Here is a 19,823-nt window from a genome sequence, read left to right as displayed (position 1 = left end):
TAACACTTTTTCCTCACGAATGATCTTTGTTGTTACTTCAACTACTCCACGGAAAAATGCAATGAATGGGGCGTAGGCGCGATCAATGTCAGCCCACATCTTTCTTTAAAATAGGTTTTGCTATCTTGTTTCGCCACTTGCAAAATTTCTGCCTCAGCAAAAGGGACCACATTGTCACTCCCCCGCAATTCACTGCATTCCAAAACAATCAAAATTTCTGCTTCTAATGTATTGATTCTCGCATACTGTTCAAAAAAGTTTTCGTGATTGATTTCTTGGATCGCTCGTTTGATTTCGAAGCAATTGGCAAGAATCTTTTCTTTGAGTTCTGGAAACTCTTCCTTGAAAAAAAGCCGCTCCGTTTCCTCCATGTAGAAGTTTAAATATTCTTCCATTGAATGGATCTTAAATGCTGACTCCATCTTTAACCCTCCTGTTCTATTGATTGGTGAATCTTATGTAAAATCCTGTTTATATGTTTATAGTTGGAACGAATACGTCGATGCTTACTCTATGGAAATATTGAAAGGAAATCGACCTTTAGGCTGAAATCACTAGCATTACGTTAAATAGAAGATTCGAACACTTTTTTGCCTTCACTTTTTCGTAAAACGTTTCTGTTGACCGAAATCTTTATGCCTGCATTATTACATGTTTTTTTGGAAAGGAGACGCCAATCATTTGTTTGTTAGAAGCAAATAAAGTCCTGTTAGATACCTTCGGGTTGGATCGTATCAATTTTAGTTTCATAAAAGTAAACAAGCCCAAGAGCCGATTGAGCGATTGACAAACTACATAGGAAATCTGAGAAACGCTGTGCAAAACTTTTCACTTCCCACTAAAAAAAGGGAGGATTCTCTGGTTTTGAGAATCCTCCCTTTTTTTCATACTGTGAAATCCACAGTTTTACGTATGTTTTTGACTAAACTCATTCTGGAACTTTTCAACTGCTTCAATCAGTTCAAGCCAGCGATCCCCCGTTGGAAAACTATTCCATTTAAAAAATTGGACGTTGGGATTTTGGTCAATAAAAGCTTGCCGATTGACGGGGTAATCTGTCACGACAAAATCGGGATTTTCGGAAACAAATGAAAGTGTGTACCCAAACCAGCGCTTCAATCGTTCCTTTTGTCTGATTTCTTGGATTTTTCCGAATTTTGATTCGTGAAAAATACGAACCGTAGAACGATCAATTTTCGCTACCAGAGAAAGAAGCATACTATATTGAAAAAGCAAGCGATTGTTCGCTTCATACATGGTTGAAAAAATTGGTGATTGTTGCGCTAACGATTGGTACATCTCCTGAACAAGCGGAAAAATCTTAGGAAAGACACGGCGATAATCTTTGTCCGTGGTGCTTTTTCCAAAGGCATCGATCTTATTTTTCGATGCAAAAAGAAGCGAAACCGAATGAATATTCAAGGCATTGACCAACAAATAATCAATATTGCTTTCAGAAACGAGAAAAACTTTCTGAGCGTTTTCCGCAAATAGCCTTGCTGCAGCGATGGCTTGAGGAGAAAAATGATCCCCAATTGTTAGCTGACTAGGAATCTCTTCAGGTAAGTACGTCGTCATGACAGAAAACATATAATACAAGAAGAGAAATTCTGTTTCTGGAAGCCCATTTAGAATCAAATTGTCTCTTAGCAATGGCTTGATGAGCTCTTCTTTAAATTCTTCAAAGGAAATCGTCAGATGCCTCATCTCCCTCATCTCTTGAGGAATCTCTTTTACAGGAAAGCCTCTTTTAAAACGATAAATACTCAATGCCAGCAATTGAACAAATTTCTCCTGATCAATCCCGCGATAAAAACTGGGATAACTTGTCAACTTTTTCTTCAATGTACTGACACTTTGTTTCGTCAATCCACTATAACGCGCGTTCGTTGCATCATAGATCTGCCAATACATGATGTGGAAAAAATGCCGAATGCGGTATTCTTCGCCCACAAAAAGCGGTTTTCTTTTTAGGTTCAATCGAATGTGATAATTTTCAAGAATCGTTTCTACTTCCTTTAGTTTTCTTTGAACCGTGCGATTGCTGACATAATGTTGTTGGGCGGTTTCTTCCAGCGACACATATTTATCACTGAAGAGTCTGTCTAAAATTTGAAATGGCATGCTTTCTGCTAGCATGACCGAATAAAGCTTAGACAAAAGAAAATTCGGCGCAAAATAAAGCGTCATCTCTCTACCTTCATGCAACGCAATCTCAAAATAAGGATACGCCTTTTGCAAATCGAGTGCTCGCTCAAAAACTAAGACGATTCGTCGTTTTGATAAGTTTGTCTTTTCAGCAAGGTCATTTAGTTTTTCACGCTCCACCGCCTGCTCAAAAAAATGCGCAAACAATTCATAAACATCTTGGTCTAATTTAGTTAAAAGAAATTTATACATAATAATACCTCTTAACTTTATTTTTAAGGTAATTATACTCCTTTCACGATCTATTTTCATTCAGTGTGTATTCATTGACTACTTATTTCATTTTATAAGAAGCTGTCTCTGAAACTATCACCTTCTGAATCATTTAGGATAAGCAAAAGCATGGCTACAACTACTTAGAACTACGAGTTACTACGTCTGGAGAGCATTGCTCTTTCTAACAGCTCGTTTAAGACGACAAAACAGTCCAAACCGATATTTATCAAAAAATTATTTTATAATAATAAAAGTAAAAAATCGTATATTTTGCTACGATAAAAAGCGGGTCGGTTTTTAGGAGCATTTACAATCGAAGAGTTAAGTAGCCTTTGAGCAATTCAACAATTCCAAAAGCTTCTACTTTCTATCAATTACGCTTATATAAAATTGAAAATTAGTGACAGTCATTTTTAAAGTATCTTCGCCATAATCAAGCTAACTTCTTACATTATTTAAAAAGAATGGTGGGACAGGTGTTCATGCTTCGCTGAATGAACTGAAATCAATGAAAATATCAAAAAAAATAGTATGGTCAAGTGTTGCTAGTATTCTCGTTCTAATTTTAATAGGTATCGCTGTCTTTTTCTCCCCTAGTAATAAACCTGGGATCGTTGTCTCAAATGACTTTGGAAAGATCACCGTTCCGTTGCGAATAAATAGAACCTATTTAACTCAAACAAACACTGTCTTCTATCAGCCTGAAATACGCTCAACCAAAACAGCTCTGGAGGAGGCGAATTTATTAGGAGAAAGTACACTTTCGATAAAAATCGGTGAGGAAGAAAAAGAAATTGTTTCTTATATTGATGCCAATGTTAAGAACTTCTCTCTAGAACTAAACGTGATAGACTATGACAAAACAACAGGAAAATTAGTCTTGACTATTGCCTATCGGGATGGCTTGAATGATGAATTCAAGAACGTAATATTCGAAAGATAACTGACAAAAATCTCATATTCTCGCTCATAATTAAATAGGGTTAAACAAAGAGTATCCAGAAAACAATCATTTCTGGATACTCTTTCCTCTCTATTGAAAAGCTTTTAATTTTCAGTTTTTCTTTTTCGTCTCAAAATTACTACGAAAGAAAACAGAACAGTGATGACTCCCAAAAAGCCCATGATTCGTTGACCTGTAAGTTGTTCTCCTGTTGCAGGCAACTTATTTTTTGATTTGGTTTGTGTGTTTGTTTGCTTGCTGTTATTTCCTGAGCTATTCCCGTTCTCTTCTTTCGGCGCCTTGTTTTCTGATTCTGGTGTATCTTTTCCTGAATCTTCTCCCGGTTCATTCTCTTTATCAGCACTGTAAACATAAATAACTTCTTGGACGGCATCACTGAAGGTCCCTTTTGCATTTTTAGGCGTCTTTGAAACCCGCCAGCCAGCTATTTCTTTGGCGTTGCTTTCATAAGACAAGCCAACTTTGCCACTAAGGATCGTTGGTTCAGCTAATTGATTTCCTTCCATGTCTTCATATCTTACGATAACCAGTGCTGCATCACTACGTTCATACACATAGGTAACTTCTTGCGCATTTTCACTATAAGTCCCGTTAGCGTTAGTTGGCATTTGGGAAACATACCAGCCTGGGATGGCTTTAGCTTTACTTGTATATGGTAAACCTATTTTGCCACTCAATACTGTCGGGGCAGATAGTTGATTCCCTTCTGTATCTTCATACTTGACCGTAACTGGCGCTGCATCACTACGCTCATAGACATAAACGACTTCTTGTGCCGTTTCGCTGTAAGTCCCGTTGGCGTTAGTTGGTGTTTGAGAAACGTACCAGCCTGGGATGGCTTTGGCTTTACTTGTATAGGGCAGACCTACTTTGCCACTCAATACTGTCGGGGCAGATAGTTGATTCCCTTCTTTATCTTCATACTTGACCGTAACTGGGGCTGCATCGCTACGCTCATAGACATAAACGACTTCTTGTGCATTTTCACTGTAAGTCCCATTGGCGTTAGTTGGTGTTTGAGAAACGTACCAGCCTGGGATCGTTTTGGCTTCACTTGTATATGGCAGACCTATTTTGCCACTTAATACCGTCGGGGCAGATAGTTGATTGCCTTCTGTATCTTCATACTTCACGGTAACTGGGGCTGCATCGCTACGTTCATAGACATAAATTACTTCTTGCTCATTTTCACTGTAAGTGCCGTTAGCGTTAGTTGGCATTTGGGAAACATACCAGCCTGGGATGGCTTTAGCTTCACTTGCATAGGGCAAACCTACTTTGCCGTTCAATATTGTCGGTGCAGATAGTTGATTCCCTTCTGTATCTTTATACTTAACCGTAACTGGGGCTGCATCGCTACGTTCATAGACATAAACGACTTCTTGAGCTGTTTCACTGTAAGTCCCGTTGGCATTAGTTGGTGTTTGAGAAACGTACCAGCCATTGATTGTTTCGGCTTCACTTGTATAGAGTAACCTTACTTTGCCATTCATTACGGTTGGTGCTGCCAATTCATTGCCTTCTGTATCTTCATACTTCACGGTAACTGGCGCTGCATCGCTACGCTCATAGACATAGACGACTTCTTGTGCCGTTTCGCTATAAGTCCCGTTGGCGTTAGTTGGTGTTTGAGAAACGTACCAGCCTGGGATGGCTTTAGCTTCACTTTCATAGGGCAGACCTATTTTGCCACTCAATACTGTCGGGGCAGATAGTTGATTTCCTTCTTTATCTTCATACTTGACCGTAACTGGCGCTGCATCGCTACGTTCATAGACATAGACGACTTCTTGAGCTGTTTCACTATAAGTCCCATTAGCATTGCTTGGCGTTTGAGCTACAAACCAGCCTGGGATCGTTTTGGCTTCGCTTGTATAGGGTAACCCTACTTTGCCATTCATTACGGTTGGTGTTGCCAATTCATTGCCTTCTGTATCTTCATACTTCACGGTAACTGGGGCCGCATTACTACGTTCATAGACATAAACGACTTCTTGCGCGACATCACTGAAGGTCCCTATCCTATCCCCTTGGATCTTTTTCAGTGTATAGCCTGAGATATCCTTTTCTTCCGTAGTAAAGGGATCGCCTACATACCCTGATAAAGTGACATTTGGTGCAAGCGTCTGTCCGTTTTCGTCAAGATACTTGACCGTAACATCTTCTGCAGTATTCACATACTTCACAGGTACTTGATAATTCACTAAATATTGAATGGTACCTGTACTAGCAGCTCTCTCGGTGGATAAACGATTAGGAACAAGAGAAGTGATTGACAAATAGTCAACATTGGCGGGAATATTTTTAAATTGAATTCCTTCTTCAGTCAGTTCAAACCCATCATTTTCATATAAGGGAAAGCTATAGCCATTTTTATCTATCCCCCGAATCGAATAAGAATACTTTTTGTTGGACAAAGAAGAGAGCAACGCATTTCCTTGGGTATCAACCATCATACGGTCTTTATAAAGAACATCAGATTGGCCATCTTTTACTAGCATTGGCTCTAATAGTATTTTCTCCTGAGTCATAATAGATAGTTGGGAATTTTGATGGTGTTCTGGAGATAGCTCTAACTTAGAAAAATCCGTCATGCTACTTGCATAGACCGTCAGATAATCTGTTACCCATCCACTAAGATATTGACCAACCCCAATCAATTCTTGGGCTGTCAAATAGGCATCATAATTACCTATGTGGATATTTGAAAAAGATCCTTTTGGAAGAATGTGTGCTAGTACATTAGGACGAGTAAACAATGTTGCATTTTCCGCCATAGTGATTTTGGGAACATTCGTAGCAATAATAGATGTCGTGTATAACGCCTGCAAGTTGCTTGCGTATTCTAAACCAGTAAAATCGACTACTGTGTCTTTGACTAAAGAAGAAAAATCTAACTGTTTTAGATTCACCATATCTGCTTGAGTGATTGTATCAACGGTTTTGTTTAGCCCTTTCGCTACCTCATTTTGCAAATTCTTATCTGGCATCCAAGCGTCTAATGAAACGCTGCGATTAGATGCCTCTTTCATTTCCGCTGATGATTCAGTTGCCGAGCTAGCTGTGTCTTTACTTGAATCAGGGAGGTTTTTTTCTGTACTTTCCGTCGAGCCACTTTTCTCATCATCATTAACCACTTCTTGCGATTCTGAGTTACTTGTGGTGTCTCCATTGATTTCTTCTATACGAGAAGAATCGACTGTTTCAGTAGTCTCCTCCACTTTTTCTAATGTTCCTAATGTCGTTATTTCTTTGTTTGATGGAATGGTTTCCTGTTCCTCAGCCATAACTTGTGCCAAAGGTGCCAACACAGGCTGACTTAACAAGATCGCCAATGACAAATAACCCCAAAAGTTCCTTTTCATAACATTCTCCTTTTGTATTCGTTTAACTACGATACGCTTTCCTATCTTTCACCTATCGACAAACTTCCCCTTCTGATGATGGTGACGACTTGTTAATTACAACTTTTAGACACAGGATACCCCTGTTCATTTTGATAGTATTACATGGTTGATCATTCTGAACACGTCAACATTTGTATCAGAAATGACCAAACTTGTCAGGTTTTAACGAACAGGTTATTCAAGCATACAGATCGTTCACTTCACCTGCTCCTTCATGCTCCAAGCTTGGCCTCAGTTAGCGTTACAATCACTGATTTACATTGTTTTTTTGAATTTACACAAAAAAAAAGACACATAACATGCATCTTGTAGTGACCCCAAAAGTTAGATTTCTTGGTCTAACTTTTGGGGTTGCTTCATTTCGATAGATCGAGAGACGTCTTCTTAAATGATTTTACTTAATAGGTTGCAGTGTTCTTCGCAACTACATCTATTTCTGACTTGTGTTTTCTTCGATTTCTTATGTTCGCATCTATAATTGAAAGAACGAGCAGTTTTTATAGCAACAACCATTCACTATAGGCATACAAAAACGGACCGATCCCTTTGGCATCATCGCAAACGACAGGTTCTGATACATAATAGTCATAAGAACCATCTCTTATTTGATAATTGCCTTTTCCTGAGATTCCCCCCAGACCAGCTACCAAGCAGATATCGTCCAATGAAAACACACCATTTTCACAGGTCAGCTTGCCTTTTAAAAGCGAGGTCAGTATTGTTTTTCCAATCGCTTGAAAGTTAGATGGTAATAGTTTTAGCCGTGCACCTTTTAGCATGACGTAACTCAATGCAGCTGAACCACTTGTTTCCAAATAGTTCCCTTGTGCCCCAATATGATCTGTGACTTGATAAAACAGGCTCGTTTCACGATCTTGATAAGCGAGGATTGCCTCCATCAAGTCTTGCAAATACCTTTGCAATTTTTTCCTTTCTGAACCGTATTCTTGACGTTCGTTTAAAAGAGCGAGAGTATCCACCAATGCCATCGCAAACCACCCGATAGAACGCGTCCAAAAGTTGGCGCTACACCCCGTTATCTTGTCTGCCCAAAAAGCGCTTCTGGTACAATCGTATCCATGAAACAATAAGCCGGTTTGCGGGTCCTTCATAGCTGTCACCACATTTTCAAATTGCCGAACAATGTCGCTGATGTCTTGAGATGTGCCAAAGGTTAATTGATATTCAAGAGCAAATGGCTGTACCATATATAGCCCGTCTAACCAGACTTGCTGCGGATAAATCAATTTATGCCACATGCTGCCTTCTTTCGTCCGCGGTTGTAAGACAACTTGCTGATAAAGGTGAGTCAACGCTTTACGGTATTTCTCCTTTTTGGTCTGCGCATATAATTGAAATAAGACTTTTCCTTCATTGATCGAATCGCAATTATAAGTCTCTGGCTCGTATCCTAAGGGGTGTCCCTCATCGTCAATATAGTAGTCAATAAAGTTTTCAATAAACGAAAAGTACGTTTGCTCCTGGGTTGTATTGTACACCGATTGGATAGCGATGAGCATGCACCCATCAATATAACTCCATCCCCCCGTTTTCTTATCTAAACGAGCTTCTTGATTCCAGATTGGTGACTCTGGAGATGAACGTTCAATGATCTGATTTAAATAGTGTCTGATTTCTTCCAAATCCTCTGCTCCTTTGCATTCATAACTGATATTAACTTGGTGTGGGTGGAAGCCTCATGTCCTCCTTCTTTGCCGAAAAAAAGCGGTAAACAGATGAAGAAACAGCTGGCTAATTTGCATAAAATCTCCCGTTGAAAGATGACTGCGACTGGTACCTCTTTGCGATATTGATCGGTTGAAATGATCTGTAAATGAAAGAATGCTTTTCCAATCGTTTGCTGATTTTGCATAAAGGGGTATTGAATAAGGAAATACAGACTTCCCATCAAACCAATCGCAAGAAACACGACCACGAAATCATTTGCTATGATCTGACTAATAATTGGAATTCCTTTTGTAAAAACTAAAAAGATGGTTAAGATACCTAATACAAAGTCAATAATTTGTGCAAGAACTCTTTTTATCAACATTGCATCCACCTATTCTTTGCTTCCTGTTGAAGCAACACCATCAACAAAATACCGCGCACCCGTGAAGAAGATCGCAATCATCGGTAATAAGCCTAAACAAGATGCTGCAAAAACTCTACCATATGAAATCATCGCTTCGCCATCGAGTAATTGCTTTAAGGCAACGGATAGAACTGTTTTATCGGAGCTATTCAAATAGATCAATGGTCCTTGAAAATCATTCATTCCCCACATGAAGCTAAGAAGAGCGACTGTAATCAGAATTGGTTTGATGACAGGAATAATGACTTTAAACAAAATTTGAAATTCATTGCAGCCATCCATGACAGCCGCTTCATCTAGTTCTTTCGGAATAGTCCGCATAAATTGAATGATCATAAAGATAAAGAAGGAAGAACTAGCAAAAATATCCGCAACATACAGGCTGGCAAAGGTGTCTAAAAGACCAACTTCGCGATACAAAAGATAAAGGGGGATTCGAAAGGCAAGTTCTGGCATCAATAATGTGACAATCACGGCACCAAAAACAAACTTTTTCCCTTTAAATGACTTGCGAGCAATGACGTAAGCCGTAATGACACAAGATAAAACGGTAAAAATGGTTTTGGGGATTAGAAATCGTAAAGTGTTGCCAAAGAAAAACCAGATCGATCGGTCTCGGGTCATTTGCCAAGCATCAGCAAAATTATTCGTCACTATCCGATCTCTTGGTGGAAAGATGCTGATGCTCCCGAAAATATCGCGATTTTCCTTAAATGCTGACCCCAGCATCCACAATAAGGGATATATCAGAATTATTCCGACAACAATCAACAAACCATAGCGGATGATTTCATTCATCCGTTTACGTGAACGACTCATTTCCATTAGTTCGCCTCCTTAATCATTATAAAATACCCAGCGGTTGGATGACTTGAAGATAATAATCGTAAAGACCCCAATTATCACTAGCAAAATCCATGTCAGTGCACTGGCATAACCATAATTTCCATTTTGAAATGCTTGATCGTAAATATAAAGATTCAAGAAATAAGTGGTTTTATTCGGCCCACCCTTAGTGATCAGATAGGCGGAATTGAATTCTTGAAATGCTTTGACTAAGACATTCACCGCATTGAATAAGATCACAGGGGTAATGATAGGGACAGTGATACTGAATAATTGTCTGATTTTTGAGGCACCATCCATCTCTGCTGCTTCATAAACCGTTTTGGACACCCCTTGTAAGGCAGATAGAAAAATCAACATGGTGGAACCAAACTGCCACGTTTTTAAAATAATCAAGGTAAAAATCGCAAATCTAGGATCTTTGGTCCAGTTGATCGCTACGTCATTGCCTAGTGTAAATACACTCAGAATCGTATTGACAGGACCATTAACATCAAACAGCATAGTCCACAAAATGGAGACTGCGACATTCCCACCTAATATGGAAGGGATGTAATACGCGGTACGAAAGAAATTTACTCCTTTGAGTTTAAAATTCAAGATAGCTGCAACTGTAAATGACACAATGATCACAGCAGGCGTACCAATCAAAACATATTTGATGGTGGCAAAAAAGCTAGCTGAAAATGTATCATCTTTTGTGAATATTTCAACATAATTTTGCAAGCCAATAAACTCCGGATCTCCTAAAATCGGGTACTCTAATAAGCTATAATAGAAAGAAACAACGATGGGATAGACTTTGAATACAACAAACCCAATGGCCCATGGCATTAACATACAGTAAATCAACCAATGTGACCGTTTCATTTTTTTCAACATGCAAATGACTCCTTTGTCTTTAAAATAAACGCGAAATAACCACAGCCGTGTCTGCTTTTTGAAAATAGAAGGGAAGGACTCTCCGCAAAGCTTCGTTCAGACTCCTTCCCAACTCCTTCCCAACCATCAATTATTCTTGATAATGCTTATCTAACGCCGCCTGTTGTTTTTCAACAAATTGAGCGGCTGCTTCTTCGGCAGTGAATTTACCTGTTCGAAATGCTTCATAAACGGTGTATCTTTCTCCACGAACATTTTCGTCTTCGAAATAGGGATCTAAAACAGTTGTCTCATACTCATCGAGCTTTTCGTATCCTTGGGCAACTGCACCTTCTACTAGATTATTCGCTACTTGATAGTCGTAACAAACAGCATTGCTAGAAATTCCTAATGTGTCACCAGCGATTTTCACTGCTTCTTCATTGGTAAATAAGAATTCAATAAATGTGGCTGCAGCTTCTGGATGTTTGGAATTTCTAGAAATTGCGTATCCGAAAGTGGGCTTAACATAAACTTTCGGCTTAGTTGCAGCATCAACTTGTAAGAAATCTCCCACAACCAGCTCCTCTTGTGCCTGACCGCCTTTATAAGAGTCTGTCCACTTCGCCAAGGTATTGGCCCATTCATAAACCGAACCCGCTTTTCCTTCGACCCACTGCGGGTTAGACTCCGTATCAATTGGACTTGTCTGTTCAAAGGTTGGCAATGCCCCTGCATCTTCTAACGCTTTGTAGCGTTCCAACACTTCTCGGACTTCCTCTACACTATAATTGACAGTACCATCGGTTTGCATGATTTTTCCAGTGTAGTCATAGAGCATTTGGGCAATAAACAAATCGAGTGCAAATTCACCAACTGTTAAATAGGCATACTGATTGTCTTCTCCTGTAGCCGTATTATCTTTAGCAATCGTTTGACCCGCGGCAAGTAAATCATCATAGGTCGTTGGTAAGTCAAGGCCATTTTCTTGATACAACGCTTGATTCATCAAGGGGACTCGCCCAGTCATTAATCCGTGAGGAACAGCCGCTTGTTCCCCATCAACTTGCATTGCTTCTAAATAAGAGCTTCCCCAATTATCCAGGGTCAAATAATCGCTGACTTCATTTAGATCCATAAAAATATTCTTGCCTTTTCCAAATGAAAACAGCCAATTGTAATTTACTTGCATCACATCAGCTTCTGTTTTTCCTGATAGCTGCGTCAAGGTTTTTTCTTGCCAACCATCCCAAGCGCCATACTCAGTTTCCACCTTAATATGAGGGTGTTCTTCTTCAAATAGCTGTACCAAGTCTTGCATTGCCTCATGACGATTGTCTGCGCCCCACCAAGCAAACTTGATGGTAACCTCTTCTGTACTTCCGCTTTCTGGTCTGTCGGAATCAGCCGGAGTTCCACAAGCAGCTAAAACCAACGTACTAAAAAGGCTGACTAATAATAGCTTTCTTTTCATAACATTTCTTTCCTCCTTCATTAAATGCACACGTTTTCATTTCAGTGATCCTCTATTCATTAACGATTTTAACGAAGGAATGTTTTCTCAGCAATGGATCCCAAAAACCTCCACAAAATAGTGATGAAATATCATGAAACTTATACAATTTTGACTTTTTCTTTTGATTGTAGTTTTATGTTACGTGGCAAAACCAAAGAAACATAAGATGAGCTGTTCAAAAATTATTCTTTTCTCGTAAACTTTCTTTGTAGGCGCTTTGTTTTTTACGGTATTGAAGGGGCGATGTCTCTGTGTATTTTTTGAACACACGGTTGAAATAAGTAATATTACTATACCCAACGGATTTCGCTATTTCTGCAATATCCCAATCGGTATCTTCCAACAAACGCTGTGATTGGCGAATGCGTTGAATATTTAAATACTCAGTAATGGTATAGCCAGTGGCACTTTTGAATATCCGACTTAAATACGATTTATCAAAATAAAAAGCAGCTGCAATCTGATCTAGCGAATGGATCGTGGCGTAATGAAGCCGTATATAAGCAGAAAGCTGTTCTACAAGTTCCTTCACTTTGCTTCCCGAGGGTTTATCACTTAAACAATCGGCTTGCTTGATTCGCTGAAGAAAGATCAGGAGTTCAATCAATTTTGTTTCGACCATTGCCTGATAGTTAGATTCCTTTTGGATGACTTCGTCTGCCAGTTGAGTCAAAAGTTTTTGAACATATGCTTGCTGTTCTTTAGGAATTTGAACCCTCCCTTGATGCTTTACAAAAAACTGACAAAGGGGTTCGCCAATAGCTTGATTGATTCTAGGAAACTTGTTTGCTTCAAGCAGGACCAATATACGATCGTGAAAGATATAGTTTCCCGAAAATGTGTTATGGACAAGTGTTGAAGGAACCAGAACCAAAGAACCCGTTTGAACTTCATAGGTTTTTTCGTCGATTAAAAAATAGCGTTTCCCTTCAATAAAATATTGAATCTCGCATTCTGGATGCCAATGCTTCACCATGTTATACGTACTGTCTCTTTGTGAACGATCGATTTCCAATCCATTCATCATGCCTCGAAAAAGGACTGTCTTCATTTTTTACTCCTCCTTTTGTTTTCTTCTTTTAACCGAAAAAATCCTCTTATCTTATGATAATTGTGACATATTTCCTTCACCATAGAAAGCGCATCCAATAAAAAATAACAATTACGAATAAATTCGAATTCAATATACTGGTTATTTTTATCTCTTTTAAAACCTGTAATCATAGTATTTTTTTCATCTCAAAGTCGGTTTTCCCCTGATTGAACCCATAGTAAAGAAAGAAAATATTTTGTGAAAAGTTTGTCTGATTGACTTTGCCAAAAAACCACAGGAAAAGTTTTCAGTTATGGATTGCTTGACTTGCATTCCTGCCGGTCATGAGAAAACGAATTTTATTGATACGAAGGATTTTGGAGAAGCCACTGCTACTTACCTAGAGTGTTTACACAACTTCCTAATACTTTCACTCCATTGCCCCTTTCAAAATGAATGATTTTTACTTCAAAGGAAGAAGGCATCACATTGCGAGGTTCTATCCTTACTCCAATGGAAAAATAGAAGTGAAGGACAGCCACATAAAGACAATGAAATGAATATCCTACGGACTTAAATCATTTGTAAATATGAGAATTAGAAACTTTTTAATCAATCAAGTATTCAAAGTAAGATAACAAAAAATCTGAGCCAGAATGAGATTCATTCTGACCCAGATTTGATTTTGCACAACTCACTAGTCCTTATTGACAAAAAGCTATTTCATTCAGTTTAATAACAATAGAAAAAATCTAGGAGCCACAATTAATATTATTAATACTAAATTTGTAACAATCCCGAGGGATGCAAAAAAATTAGAAACAAACCTGAAAGAGAAAATAATACTGAAGTGATTTTAATGAGTGAATCGTTAAGTGGCTGTTCTATTTTTCTCCACGGATTTAGGAACATAAAATTCCATTTAAAGTTGAAAATAAGTAAACCCAAAATAAGTAACAGGATTCCAACTATTTTAGTCGGATCAATAATCAATTTTTGCCCCTTTAATGAATAGTGTAGAATACTTAATAGCGTAAGATTAGTAATAACTGGCATGACCAGCAAAGATATTAATTCTGCCATACCATCTAACTCATTTTTATTCTGAATCTTCCATTTATAATGTACAAATTGAATGACCATGCAAAAGAGAATAACACCAAATGTAGCCAAGTATTTGTTTGCATAAGCATCTGGTATTCCCTCACTATTGATATGAATAACCATCTGATCAGGAAGATCTGAAAAGAAATAAATAGTTGGGATTATTGGTAATCCGCACAATACTAAAGAAAAGAATAGTTTGTTTTTCATAGCAATTGTCGCCTAGCTTTCTATCATTGATGGGTCAACTGGTTGTTGTATTAAATCACTTTCACCAAAAATAAAGTCATAATTCCATTAATAACTTTACCATATTTCTCATTAATGACGAATACTATTTATGGACTATTATCATAAAAGCACAACTCAGACATCTATGATAAAACTTAGGTATTTCACTTTCAGGTACTCACACCTTCACTTTTATTAGTATATAATCAGGTCATCCAAATTTTAAGAAAATCATGATACTGCTTTGCATAATGCTCTGATAATAGCCAATGGCAGCCGCCCTAACTGAAGCAAAATACACTACCAGATTATTCATATCGAAGAACCAATTCGGATCAGCTTCTTGGGGCGCATCCGAACAAATTTCTTCCTCCTTGTATTGTTTTAAAAGATTATGATAAATTTATATTTTTTCAAGAGTAAAGAAAAATAGTAGCTAAATAACTGCTAAGATCACAATTTAGACAATTCTGTATGAAAGAAACTATCTAAACAGGCTATTTTGAGATTTCATCAAATTCTATTCAATACATATACATGTATTGAATAGAAAAAAGACGGATAAGTAAAAGCAGATCATCCTTGTGTGTATCAATCTAGAAATTGGTGGGGTTCTTCAGCTATGACTCATCAGTCTCTATTGCCGAAGTGCCACTATTTCATATGTTTTTCCCACTATCTGCCTTTTACCTGTCAAACTAGTTATCCCGATACTCGATCGTCAATCCTTTTAAAAAGTTGCGGGCATATTTGTCTAAACATGGCTTGTAATTGCGATGGCCTTCTTTGCGTAAAATGGCGCCTAATTCACCTTTTGAAACTTTGACTCCCGCTTGCTCGAAAATGTCTAGCATTTCATCTGTTGTTAGGGAAAGGGCGATTTTTATTTTCTTCAGCATCAAATTATTTACATTGCCATTGTTCAACTCTAGGACAGGTTCTGCAGCATCTGGCTTTGTTCCTCGTTGCGAGCGAATCAAACCATTTAAGAAACGCTCAAAGGCTTCATTGGTACACTCAATCTCGTAGGTCTCAGGATCTTTTTTCTTCAATAATTGTCTTACTTCTTCTTTTGTGAAAGAAGCGCCGCCAAGTTCAAAAATTTTCACCATGTCGGTATCTTTGATATCCAAAGCATAGCGTAAACGCGTCAAGCGATCATTGTGATTCATTCTATACACCATCCATTTCTTAGGTTGATTATAACAAATAAAAATGCTTAAGAACCATCATTTTTGATTTCCTTTGCTTGGGATTGCTAGAAAAACAAATGCCAAACGCTTAGATAACACCAGTTTGCGTTCATGTGAAAGTCACTTGTACTGATTCACGACACAATCAGTAACGACCAAAACAGTTTCTGTCGCCATCATCTGTCTTCTTCACTGTAACATGGTACATAGATTAGGAAAATCATTCGAGTATTTTCTACTGCCAATCATTACCGATGATAAAAGGAGGTCTGCTTTATCCTTTTTTCCTCATAAAGCAATCAAACACTGACGGAACAAAAAATGTATGATTTTCGCTTTTCAGGACAAAGGACTAGGAGGGGAAAAAATGACATTTGTGTTGATTCTATGTATAGGACTTGCCCTTGTGCTTAGTATCTATTCAACGAACAAAAGAAATAAGCGAGTTTGATTTCTTTTAGGAAGGGCGTATTTTCGTCCTTTTTCATTTACTGCTTAAAATACCCTGATTTTCAATCTTCTTTTAAAATGGAGGGCTTAGCCGATCGTTGCCTCTATATGGATGACAGGATGCACGCTTGGTCATCGTTTCCTCATCTCTAAAAGGAACCTGCTTAAGTGTATTATTTTTCTAAACTCTTCTTATCCGCTATACTTAATTTAACGAGAAAATTTTTTGCTTAACAATAAAATAATCAAAAGCAAGGCAAGTGTTCTTGACCCTTTTGGTTGATTTTATTGTTTTATTTCGTGTAGCAGAAACAAAAAGGAGAGGAAAGAAATGAAGAAATACGGGAAATTTTTGGTGATGATTGGGGTATCAACGGTGATTATGTTTTGTATGATGTATTTCAATGTCTACTCCCTCGATCATATCTTTTTCAGCCAAACCCGCCTGTTTATGGCACTGATGATGGGCGCGATGATGGCGATCATCATGCTGTTATTTATGTGGAAGATGTATGACAACAAGAAAATGAATATCGGAATTTTAGTTGTCAGTGTTGTACTCTTTTTTGGTTCACTGTTTATGGTCAGAAGCCAAACCGCCGTGGGAGATACTGCCTGGATGAAAGCCATGATTCCCCATCATTCGATTGCGATTCTAACCAGTAAAAATGCCGATTTGTCTGATCCAAGAGTAAAAGAACTTGCAGAAAAAATCATTGACGCACAGGAAAAAGAAATCAAGGAAATGAAAGAATTGATCGAAGAGTTGGAAAACAAATAGCCAGTTTGTGTGCTCACTCAAAGAACCAGCAGATCAACTTTATCGCCACGGTTACGAAGCCCTTCAAGCAATGGCTGAAGGGCTTCTTTTTTTATCGTCAGTTGCTTTCTTTCTACTGAAAAACCCTGACCGTTATTGCATCCGTTCTTGTTTGACTTTCTTATCCACAACATGACGCTTGGCAAGCTCTTGGCGAATAGCCGCTAAATCAATCCCCATTTCTGCCATTAAAACCAATGTATGATACGCCAAATCAGCAATCTCATAAACGGTTTCTTGGCGGTCTTCCTTCATCGCCCCAATCACGACCTCGGTTGCTTCCTCGCCGATTTTTTTTAAGATTTTCTCACTGCCTTTTTCAAACAAGTAGCTGGTATAGCTACCTTCTTGCGGCGTATCTTTACGACCTTTTATCAGCTCATACAACGCATCGATGGTCGGAGAGGATTCTGTACCATAAAGCACCTCTGTAAAGCAGCTTTTTGTGCCTGTATGGCAAGCAGGTCCGTCTTTTTTTACTTTGGCGACTAAGGCATCTTGATCGCAATCTGCGGTCAATGATACTAAATGCTGGTAATTGCCGCTGGTTTCTCCTTTGCGCCACAATTCTTGGCGACTGCGGGAATAAAAGGTCATCAATCGGTCCTTCAGGGTCAAGGTCAAACTTTCTTGGTTCATATAAGCCAAGGTCAAGACTTCATTCGTTTCCACATCCTGCACGATCACTGGAACCAATCCTTGTTCATCAAATCGTACTTGCACCATGTTATCCACTCCTTCTATTACCTATCAAAACGCCAACGCTATACGATTCGTACGGGAATATCGACGGCCTGTAATTGTTTTTTCAGCTCTGGGATTTTTACCTCGCCATAGTGAAAAATCGAGGCTGCCAGCCCTGCTTCAATATTTGGCAATTGAAACAGCTCGATAAAATCGGCACTTTTGCCAGCACCACCCGATGCGACGATCGGTAATTTGGTGATTTCGCTGACAGCTTTCAGCAAGTCTAAATCAAACCCCTGCTTCACGCCATCGGTATCCATGCTGTTGATAACAAGTTCACCAGCACCTAACTGCTCCGCTTGGCGAATCCACGCCAATGCTTCTAAGCCTGTATCTTCCCGTCCGCCTTTGGCAAACACATGCCAGTTCTCACCGACACGGCGAACATCAACGGATAAAACAACGCACTGGCTGCCATAGCGTTTCGCGCCTTCTGCAATCAACTCTGGTCTGCGAAGTGCCCCCGAATTGACGCTGACTTTGTCGGCGCCACAGTTTAAGACTCGTTCAAAATCTGCTACTTGATTGATGCCACCGCCCACCGTCAAAGGAATAAACACTTCTGACGCCACGCGCTGCAAAATGTCCGTGAATAAGCCGCGTTCTTCTGCAGAAGCAGTAATGTCATAAAAAACCAGCTCATCGGCGCCTTGTTCATTGTAAAAGCGCGCCAAAGTCACTGGATCATTGACATCTTTTAAGCCAGCAAAATTGACTCCTTTCACGACTCGCCCATCTCGCACATCAAGGCAAGGAATGATTCGTTTGGCGATCATGCTTCTGCCTCCCCTGCTGCTAAGACATCCGCCAATTGGAGACTGCCGTTATATAAGGATTTCCCAACGATCACGCCAGAGATGCCCAACTGTTTTAATCCTTTGATATCTGCCAATGAAGCCACGCCGCCAGAAGCCACGATGTCGCAATCTAATTGATTGAGTTTTTCGTATAAGGGCAGATTGATGCCTTCTCCTGTACCGTCACGCGAGATTTCGGTAAAGATGATCGTTTGCGCGCCCCATTCCACCAATTGTTGGCAAAAAGTAAACGCGTCTGTTGCCGTTTTCTCGAGCCAGCCTTCCACGGCCACTTTTTCTTCCTTGGCATCGACCCCAATCGCGATCTTATTACCGTATTTCTTGAGCATCGCTTTTGTGAATGCTGGGTCTTTCTGGGCAATCGTGCCGAGGATCACCCGATGAACGCCTGCTGCCAAACAATGCTGGATCGTTTCTTCCTCACGAATCCCGCCGCCAACTTCGACAAACAGATTGGTTTGCTGGACGATTTTTTTTGCGACATCAAAGTAATGGAGTTTGCCAGCTTTGGCACCATCTAAGTCGACGAGGTGCAGATAGTTGGCACCTTCTTCTTCAAATGAACGAGCAAATGCCACTGGATCATCCCCAAACACTTCTTTTTGCTCATAGTCTCCTTGGTACAAACGGACCACTTTTTGATCTAACAGATCAATTGCTGGAAAAATTTTCATAGCGGCACCTCCGTAAATGCTTTTAAAATCTTCAACCCGACAGCCCCACTTTTTTCTGGGTGGAACTGAGTACCGAAGACATTGTCTTTTTGCACGATACCGGGAATTGCTAGACCATAATCACTGTCTGCTATGACATACTCTTGGCAATCAGTAGCAAAATAACTGTGGACATAGTAGACAAAGTCTTGTTCCCCTAGCCCGCTGACGAGAGGACTTTCCTTTCTGACAGTCAGCCGATTCCAACCAATCTGTGGCACTTTCAGATTCAGTTTGGCTTCTTCAAAGGCGCTTTGCATGGAAACGATCCGTCCTGGAATCAAACCGAGCCCCGCATGTGTGCCAAACTCCTCACTACTATCAAACAACAGCTGCATCCCTAAACAAATGCCTAAAAAGGGTTTGCCAGCTGCTGCCAATTCTTGGATCGGTTCGATCAGCGACAACTCTGCCAACTTTTGGCGGGCATCGCCAAAAGCGCCTACGCCGGGTAAAAGAATGCGGTCGGCAGCTTTTAATTCTGCTAGTGAACGCGTGATTCGGCAGTCAACCCCCAAATAATCCAGCGAACGAGACAAGCTGAACAAATTGCCGACCCCATAGTCGATGATTGCTAACATAATACGCCCCTTTCCTTATC

The 19,823-nt window shown here is 39.5% G+C and carries 17 protein-coding genes and 1 pseudogene; 3 read left to right on the top strand and 15 right to left on the bottom strand.

Features of this window, described 5'->3' with window-relative positions:
- Nucleotides 1-41: 41 nt before the first annotated feature.
- Nucleotides 42-422, bottom strand: a complete 381-nt coding sequence (locus IGI73_RS03355) for a DUF7006 family protein (protein ID WP_438759089.1) — start codon at nucleotides 420-422, stop codon at nucleotides 42-44.
- Between the two features lie 484 nt (nucleotides 423-906).
- On the bottom strand, nucleotides 907-2,400 hold the full coding sequence (locus IGI73_RS03350; protein WP_438759088.1) for a helix-turn-helix domain-containing protein: 1,494 nt from the start codon (nucleotides 2,398-2,400) through the stop codon (nucleotides 907-909).
- Nucleotides 2,401-2,932: 532 nt separating this feature from the next.
- Between IGI73_RS03350 and IGI73_RS03345 the strand changes: the two genes are divergently transcribed.
- Nucleotides 2,933-3,367 carry a hypothetical protein gene (locus IGI73_RS03345; RefSeq protein WP_438759087.1) on the top strand — a complete coding sequence of 145 codons (435 nt, stop codon included), beginning with the start codon at nucleotides 2,933-2,935 and terminating at the stop codon, nucleotides 3,365-3,367.
- Between the two features lie 104 nt (nucleotides 3,368-3,471).
- Here the strand turns inward: IGI73_RS03345 and IGI73_RS03340 are convergent, their stop codons facing one another.
- The 7 genes from IGI73_RS03340 to IGI73_RS03310 form a co-directional block, all read right to left on the bottom strand.
- Complete coding sequence (locus tag IGI73_RS03340; RefSeq protein WP_438759086.1) at nucleotides 3,472-6,753, bottom strand: MucBP domain-containing protein; 3,282 nt, start codon at nucleotides 6,751-6,753, stop codon at nucleotides 3,472-3,474.
- Between the two features lie 539 nt (nucleotides 6,754-7,292).
- The gene (locus tag IGI73_RS03335; RefSeq protein WP_438759085.1) at nucleotides 7,293-8,438 is read right to left on the bottom strand and encodes a glycoside hydrolase family 88/105 protein; all 1,146 of its coding nucleotides are present in this window, start codon (nucleotides 8,436-8,438) and stop codon (nucleotides 7,293-7,295) included.
- Nucleotides 8,414-8,848, bottom strand: a complete 435-nt coding sequence (locus IGI73_RS03330; RefSeq protein WP_034858295.1) for an RDD family protein — start codon at nucleotides 8,846-8,848, stop codon at nucleotides 8,414-8,416. Before IGI73_RS03330 ends, IGI73_RS03335 begins: the two co-directional genes overlap by 25 nt.
- A gap of 9 nt (nucleotides 8,849-8,857) precedes the next feature.
- Nucleotides 8,858-9,715 (bottom strand): carbohydrate ABC transporter permease, encoded by an 858-nt coding sequence (locus IGI73_RS03325; RefSeq protein WP_115231896.1) that lies wholly within the window; start codon nucleotides 9,713-9,715, stop codon nucleotides 8,858-8,860.
- 12 nt (nucleotides 9,716-9,727) lie between these two features.
- Nucleotides 9,728-10,606: a carbohydrate ABC transporter permease gene (locus IGI73_RS03320; RefSeq protein ID WP_201290607.1), complete on the bottom strand. Its 879-nt coding sequence runs from the start codon at nucleotides 10,604-10,606 to the stop codon at nucleotides 9,728-9,730.
- A gap of 142 nt (nucleotides 10,607-10,748) precedes the next feature.
- Nucleotides 10,749-12,071, bottom strand: a complete 1,323-nt coding sequence (locus IGI73_RS03315; RefSeq protein ID WP_159161408.1) for an ABC transporter substrate-binding protein — start codon at nucleotides 12,069-12,071, stop codon at nucleotides 10,749-10,751.
- 217 nt (nucleotides 12,072-12,288) lie between these two features.
- Nucleotides 12,289-13,164 carry an AraC family transcriptional regulator gene (locus IGI73_RS03310; RefSeq protein WP_438759084.1) on the bottom strand — a complete coding sequence of 292 codons (876 nt, stop codon included), beginning with the start codon at nucleotides 13,162-13,164 and terminating at the stop codon, nucleotides 12,289-12,291.
- 456 nt (nucleotides 13,165-13,620) lie between these two features.
- Between IGI73_RS03310 and IGI73_RS03305 the strand changes: the two are divergent.
- Nucleotides 13,621-13,784 (top strand): annotated as a pseudogene (locus IGI73_RS03305) (transposase); the annotation flags it as partial.
- Between the two features lie 142 nt (nucleotides 13,785-13,926).
- On the opposite strand, the gene IGI73_RS03300 reads toward IGI73_RS03305, so the two are convergent.
- Together IGI73_RS03300 and IGI73_RS03295 are read right to left on the bottom strand one after the other, a co-directional pair.
- Nucleotides 13,927-14,460: a DUF1648 domain-containing protein gene (locus IGI73_RS03300; RefSeq protein WP_438759083.1), complete on the bottom strand. Its 534-nt coding sequence runs from the start codon at nucleotides 14,458-14,460 to the stop codon at nucleotides 13,927-13,929.
- Nucleotides 14,461-15,179: 719 nt separating this feature from the next.
- Entirely contained in the window at nucleotides 15,180-15,653 is a 474-nt protein-coding gene (locus IGI73_RS03295; RefSeq protein ID WP_010747557.1) for a DUF1456 family protein, read from the bottom strand.
- An 802-nt stretch (nucleotides 15,654-16,455) separates the two neighbouring features.
- Between IGI73_RS03295 and IGI73_RS03290 the strand changes: the two genes are divergently transcribed.
- Nucleotides 16,456-16,905 carry a DUF305 domain-containing protein gene (locus tag IGI73_RS03290; RefSeq protein WP_087626980.1) on the top strand — a complete coding sequence of 150 codons (450 nt, stop codon included), beginning with the start codon at nucleotides 16,456-16,458 and terminating at the stop codon, nucleotides 16,903-16,905.
- A gap of 132 nt (nucleotides 16,906-17,037) precedes the next feature.
- Here the strand turns inward: IGI73_RS03290 and hisIE are convergent, their stop codons facing one another.
- Genes hisIE through hisH form a run of 4 tightly spaced genes read right to left on the bottom strand, consistent with a single transcriptional unit; the run spans nucleotide 17,038 to nucleotide 19,803 of the window.
- Nucleotides 17,038-17,670: a bifunctional phosphoribosyl-AMP cyclohydrolase/phosphoribosyl-ATP diphosphatase HisIE gene (hisIE, locus tag IGI73_RS03285; RefSeq protein ID WP_422704675.1), complete on the bottom strand. Its 633-nt coding sequence runs from the start codon at nucleotides 17,668-17,670 to the stop codon at nucleotides 17,038-17,040.
- Between the two features lie 38 nt (nucleotides 17,671-17,708).
- On the bottom strand, nucleotides 17,709-18,467 hold the full coding sequence (gene hisF, locus IGI73_RS03280) for an imidazole glycerol phosphate synthase subunit HisF (protein ID WP_005225205.1): 759 nt from the start codon (nucleotides 18,465-18,467) through the stop codon (nucleotides 17,709-17,711).
- On the bottom strand, nucleotides 18,464-19,183 hold the full coding sequence (hisA, locus tag IGI73_RS03275; RefSeq protein WP_015509107.1) for a 1-(5-phosphoribosyl)-5-[(5-phosphoribosylamino)methylideneamino]imidazole-4-carboxamide isomerase: 720 nt from the start codon (nucleotides 19,181-19,183) through the stop codon (nucleotides 18,464-18,466). The genes hisF and hisA overlap by 4 nt, the downstream gene beginning before the upstream one ends.
- The gene (hisH, locus tag IGI73_RS03270; protein WP_015509106.1) at nucleotides 19,180-19,803 is read right to left on the bottom strand and encodes an imidazole glycerol phosphate synthase subunit HisH; all 624 of its coding nucleotides are present in this window, start codon (nucleotides 19,801-19,803) and stop codon (nucleotides 19,180-19,182) included. The genes hisA and hisH overlap by 4 nt, the downstream gene beginning before the upstream one ends.
- Nucleotides 19,804-19,823 lie beyond the last annotated feature (20 nt).

The sequence above is a fragment of the Enterococcus sp. DIV0755f genome (genome assembly GCF_051713725.1).
Classification (GTDB): Bacteria; Bacillota; Bacilli; order Lactobacillales; family Enterococcaceae; genus Enterococcus_D; species Enterococcus_D casseliflavus.
This window is presented reverse-complemented; position numbering and strand designations above follow the sequence as displayed.

Bases quoted from the DNA above. Each gene is read 5' to 3' on its own strand.
- IGI73_RS03330 (WP_034858295.1), bottom strand. From the start codon at position 8,848: ATGTTGATAAAAAGAGTTCTTGCACAAATTATTGACTTTGTATTAGGT.
- IGI73_RS03320 (WP_201290607.1), bottom strand. From the start codon at position 10,606: ATGAAACGGTCACATTGGTTGATTTACTGTATGTTAATGCCATGGGCC.
- IGI73_RS03300 (WP_438759083.1), bottom strand. From the start codon at position 14,460: ATGAAAAACAAACTATTCTTTTCTTTAGTATTGTGCGGATTACCAATA.
- hisH (WP_015509106.1), bottom strand. From the start codon at position 19,803: ATGTTAGCAATCATCGACTATGGGGTCGGCAATTTGTTCAGCTTGTCT.
- IGI73_RS03345 (WP_438759087.1), top strand. From the start codon at position 2,933: ATGAAAATATCAAAAAAAATAGTATGGTCAAGTGTTGCTAGTATTCTC.
- IGI73_RS03290 (WP_087626980.1), top strand. From the start codon at position 16,456: ATGAAGAAATACGGGAAATTTTTGGTGATGATTGGGGTATCAACGGTG.
- IGI73_RS03340 (WP_438759086.1), bottom strand. From the start codon at position 6,753: ATGAAAAGGAACTTTTGGGGTTATTTGTCATTGGCGATCTTGTTAAGT.
- IGI73_RS03355 (WP_438759089.1), bottom strand. From the start codon at position 422: ATGGAGTCAGCATTTAAGATCCATTCAATGGAAGAATATTTAAACTTC.
- hisA (WP_015509107.1), bottom strand. From the start codon at position 19,183: ATGAAAATTTTTCCAGCAATTGATCTGTTAGATCAAAAAGTGGTCCGT.
- IGI73_RS03325 (WP_115231896.1), bottom strand. From the start codon at position 9,715: ATGGAAATGAGTCGTTCACGTAAACGGATGAATGAAATCATCCGCTAT.
- IGI73_RS03295 (WP_010747557.1), bottom strand. From the start codon at position 15,653: ATGAATCACAATGATCGCTTGACGCGTTTACGCTATGCTTTGGATATC.
- IGI73_RS03310 (WP_438759084.1), bottom strand. From the start codon at position 13,164: ATGAAGACAGTCCTTTTTCGAGGCATGATGAATGGATTGGAAATCGAT.
- hisIE (WP_422704675.1), bottom strand. From the start codon at position 17,670: ATGGTGCAAGTACGATTTGATGAACAAGGATTGGTTCCAGTGATCGTG.
- hisF (WP_005225205.1), bottom strand. From the start codon at position 18,467: ATGATCGCCAAACGAATCATTCCTTGCCTTGATGTGCGAGATGGGCGA.
- IGI73_RS03315 (WP_159161408.1), bottom strand. From the start codon at position 12,071: ATGAAAAGAAAGCTATTATTAGTCAGCCTTTTTAGTACGTTGGTTTTA.
- IGI73_RS03350 (WP_438759088.1), bottom strand. From the start codon at position 2,400: ATGTATAAATTTCTTTTAACTAAATTAGACCAAGATGTTTATGAATTG.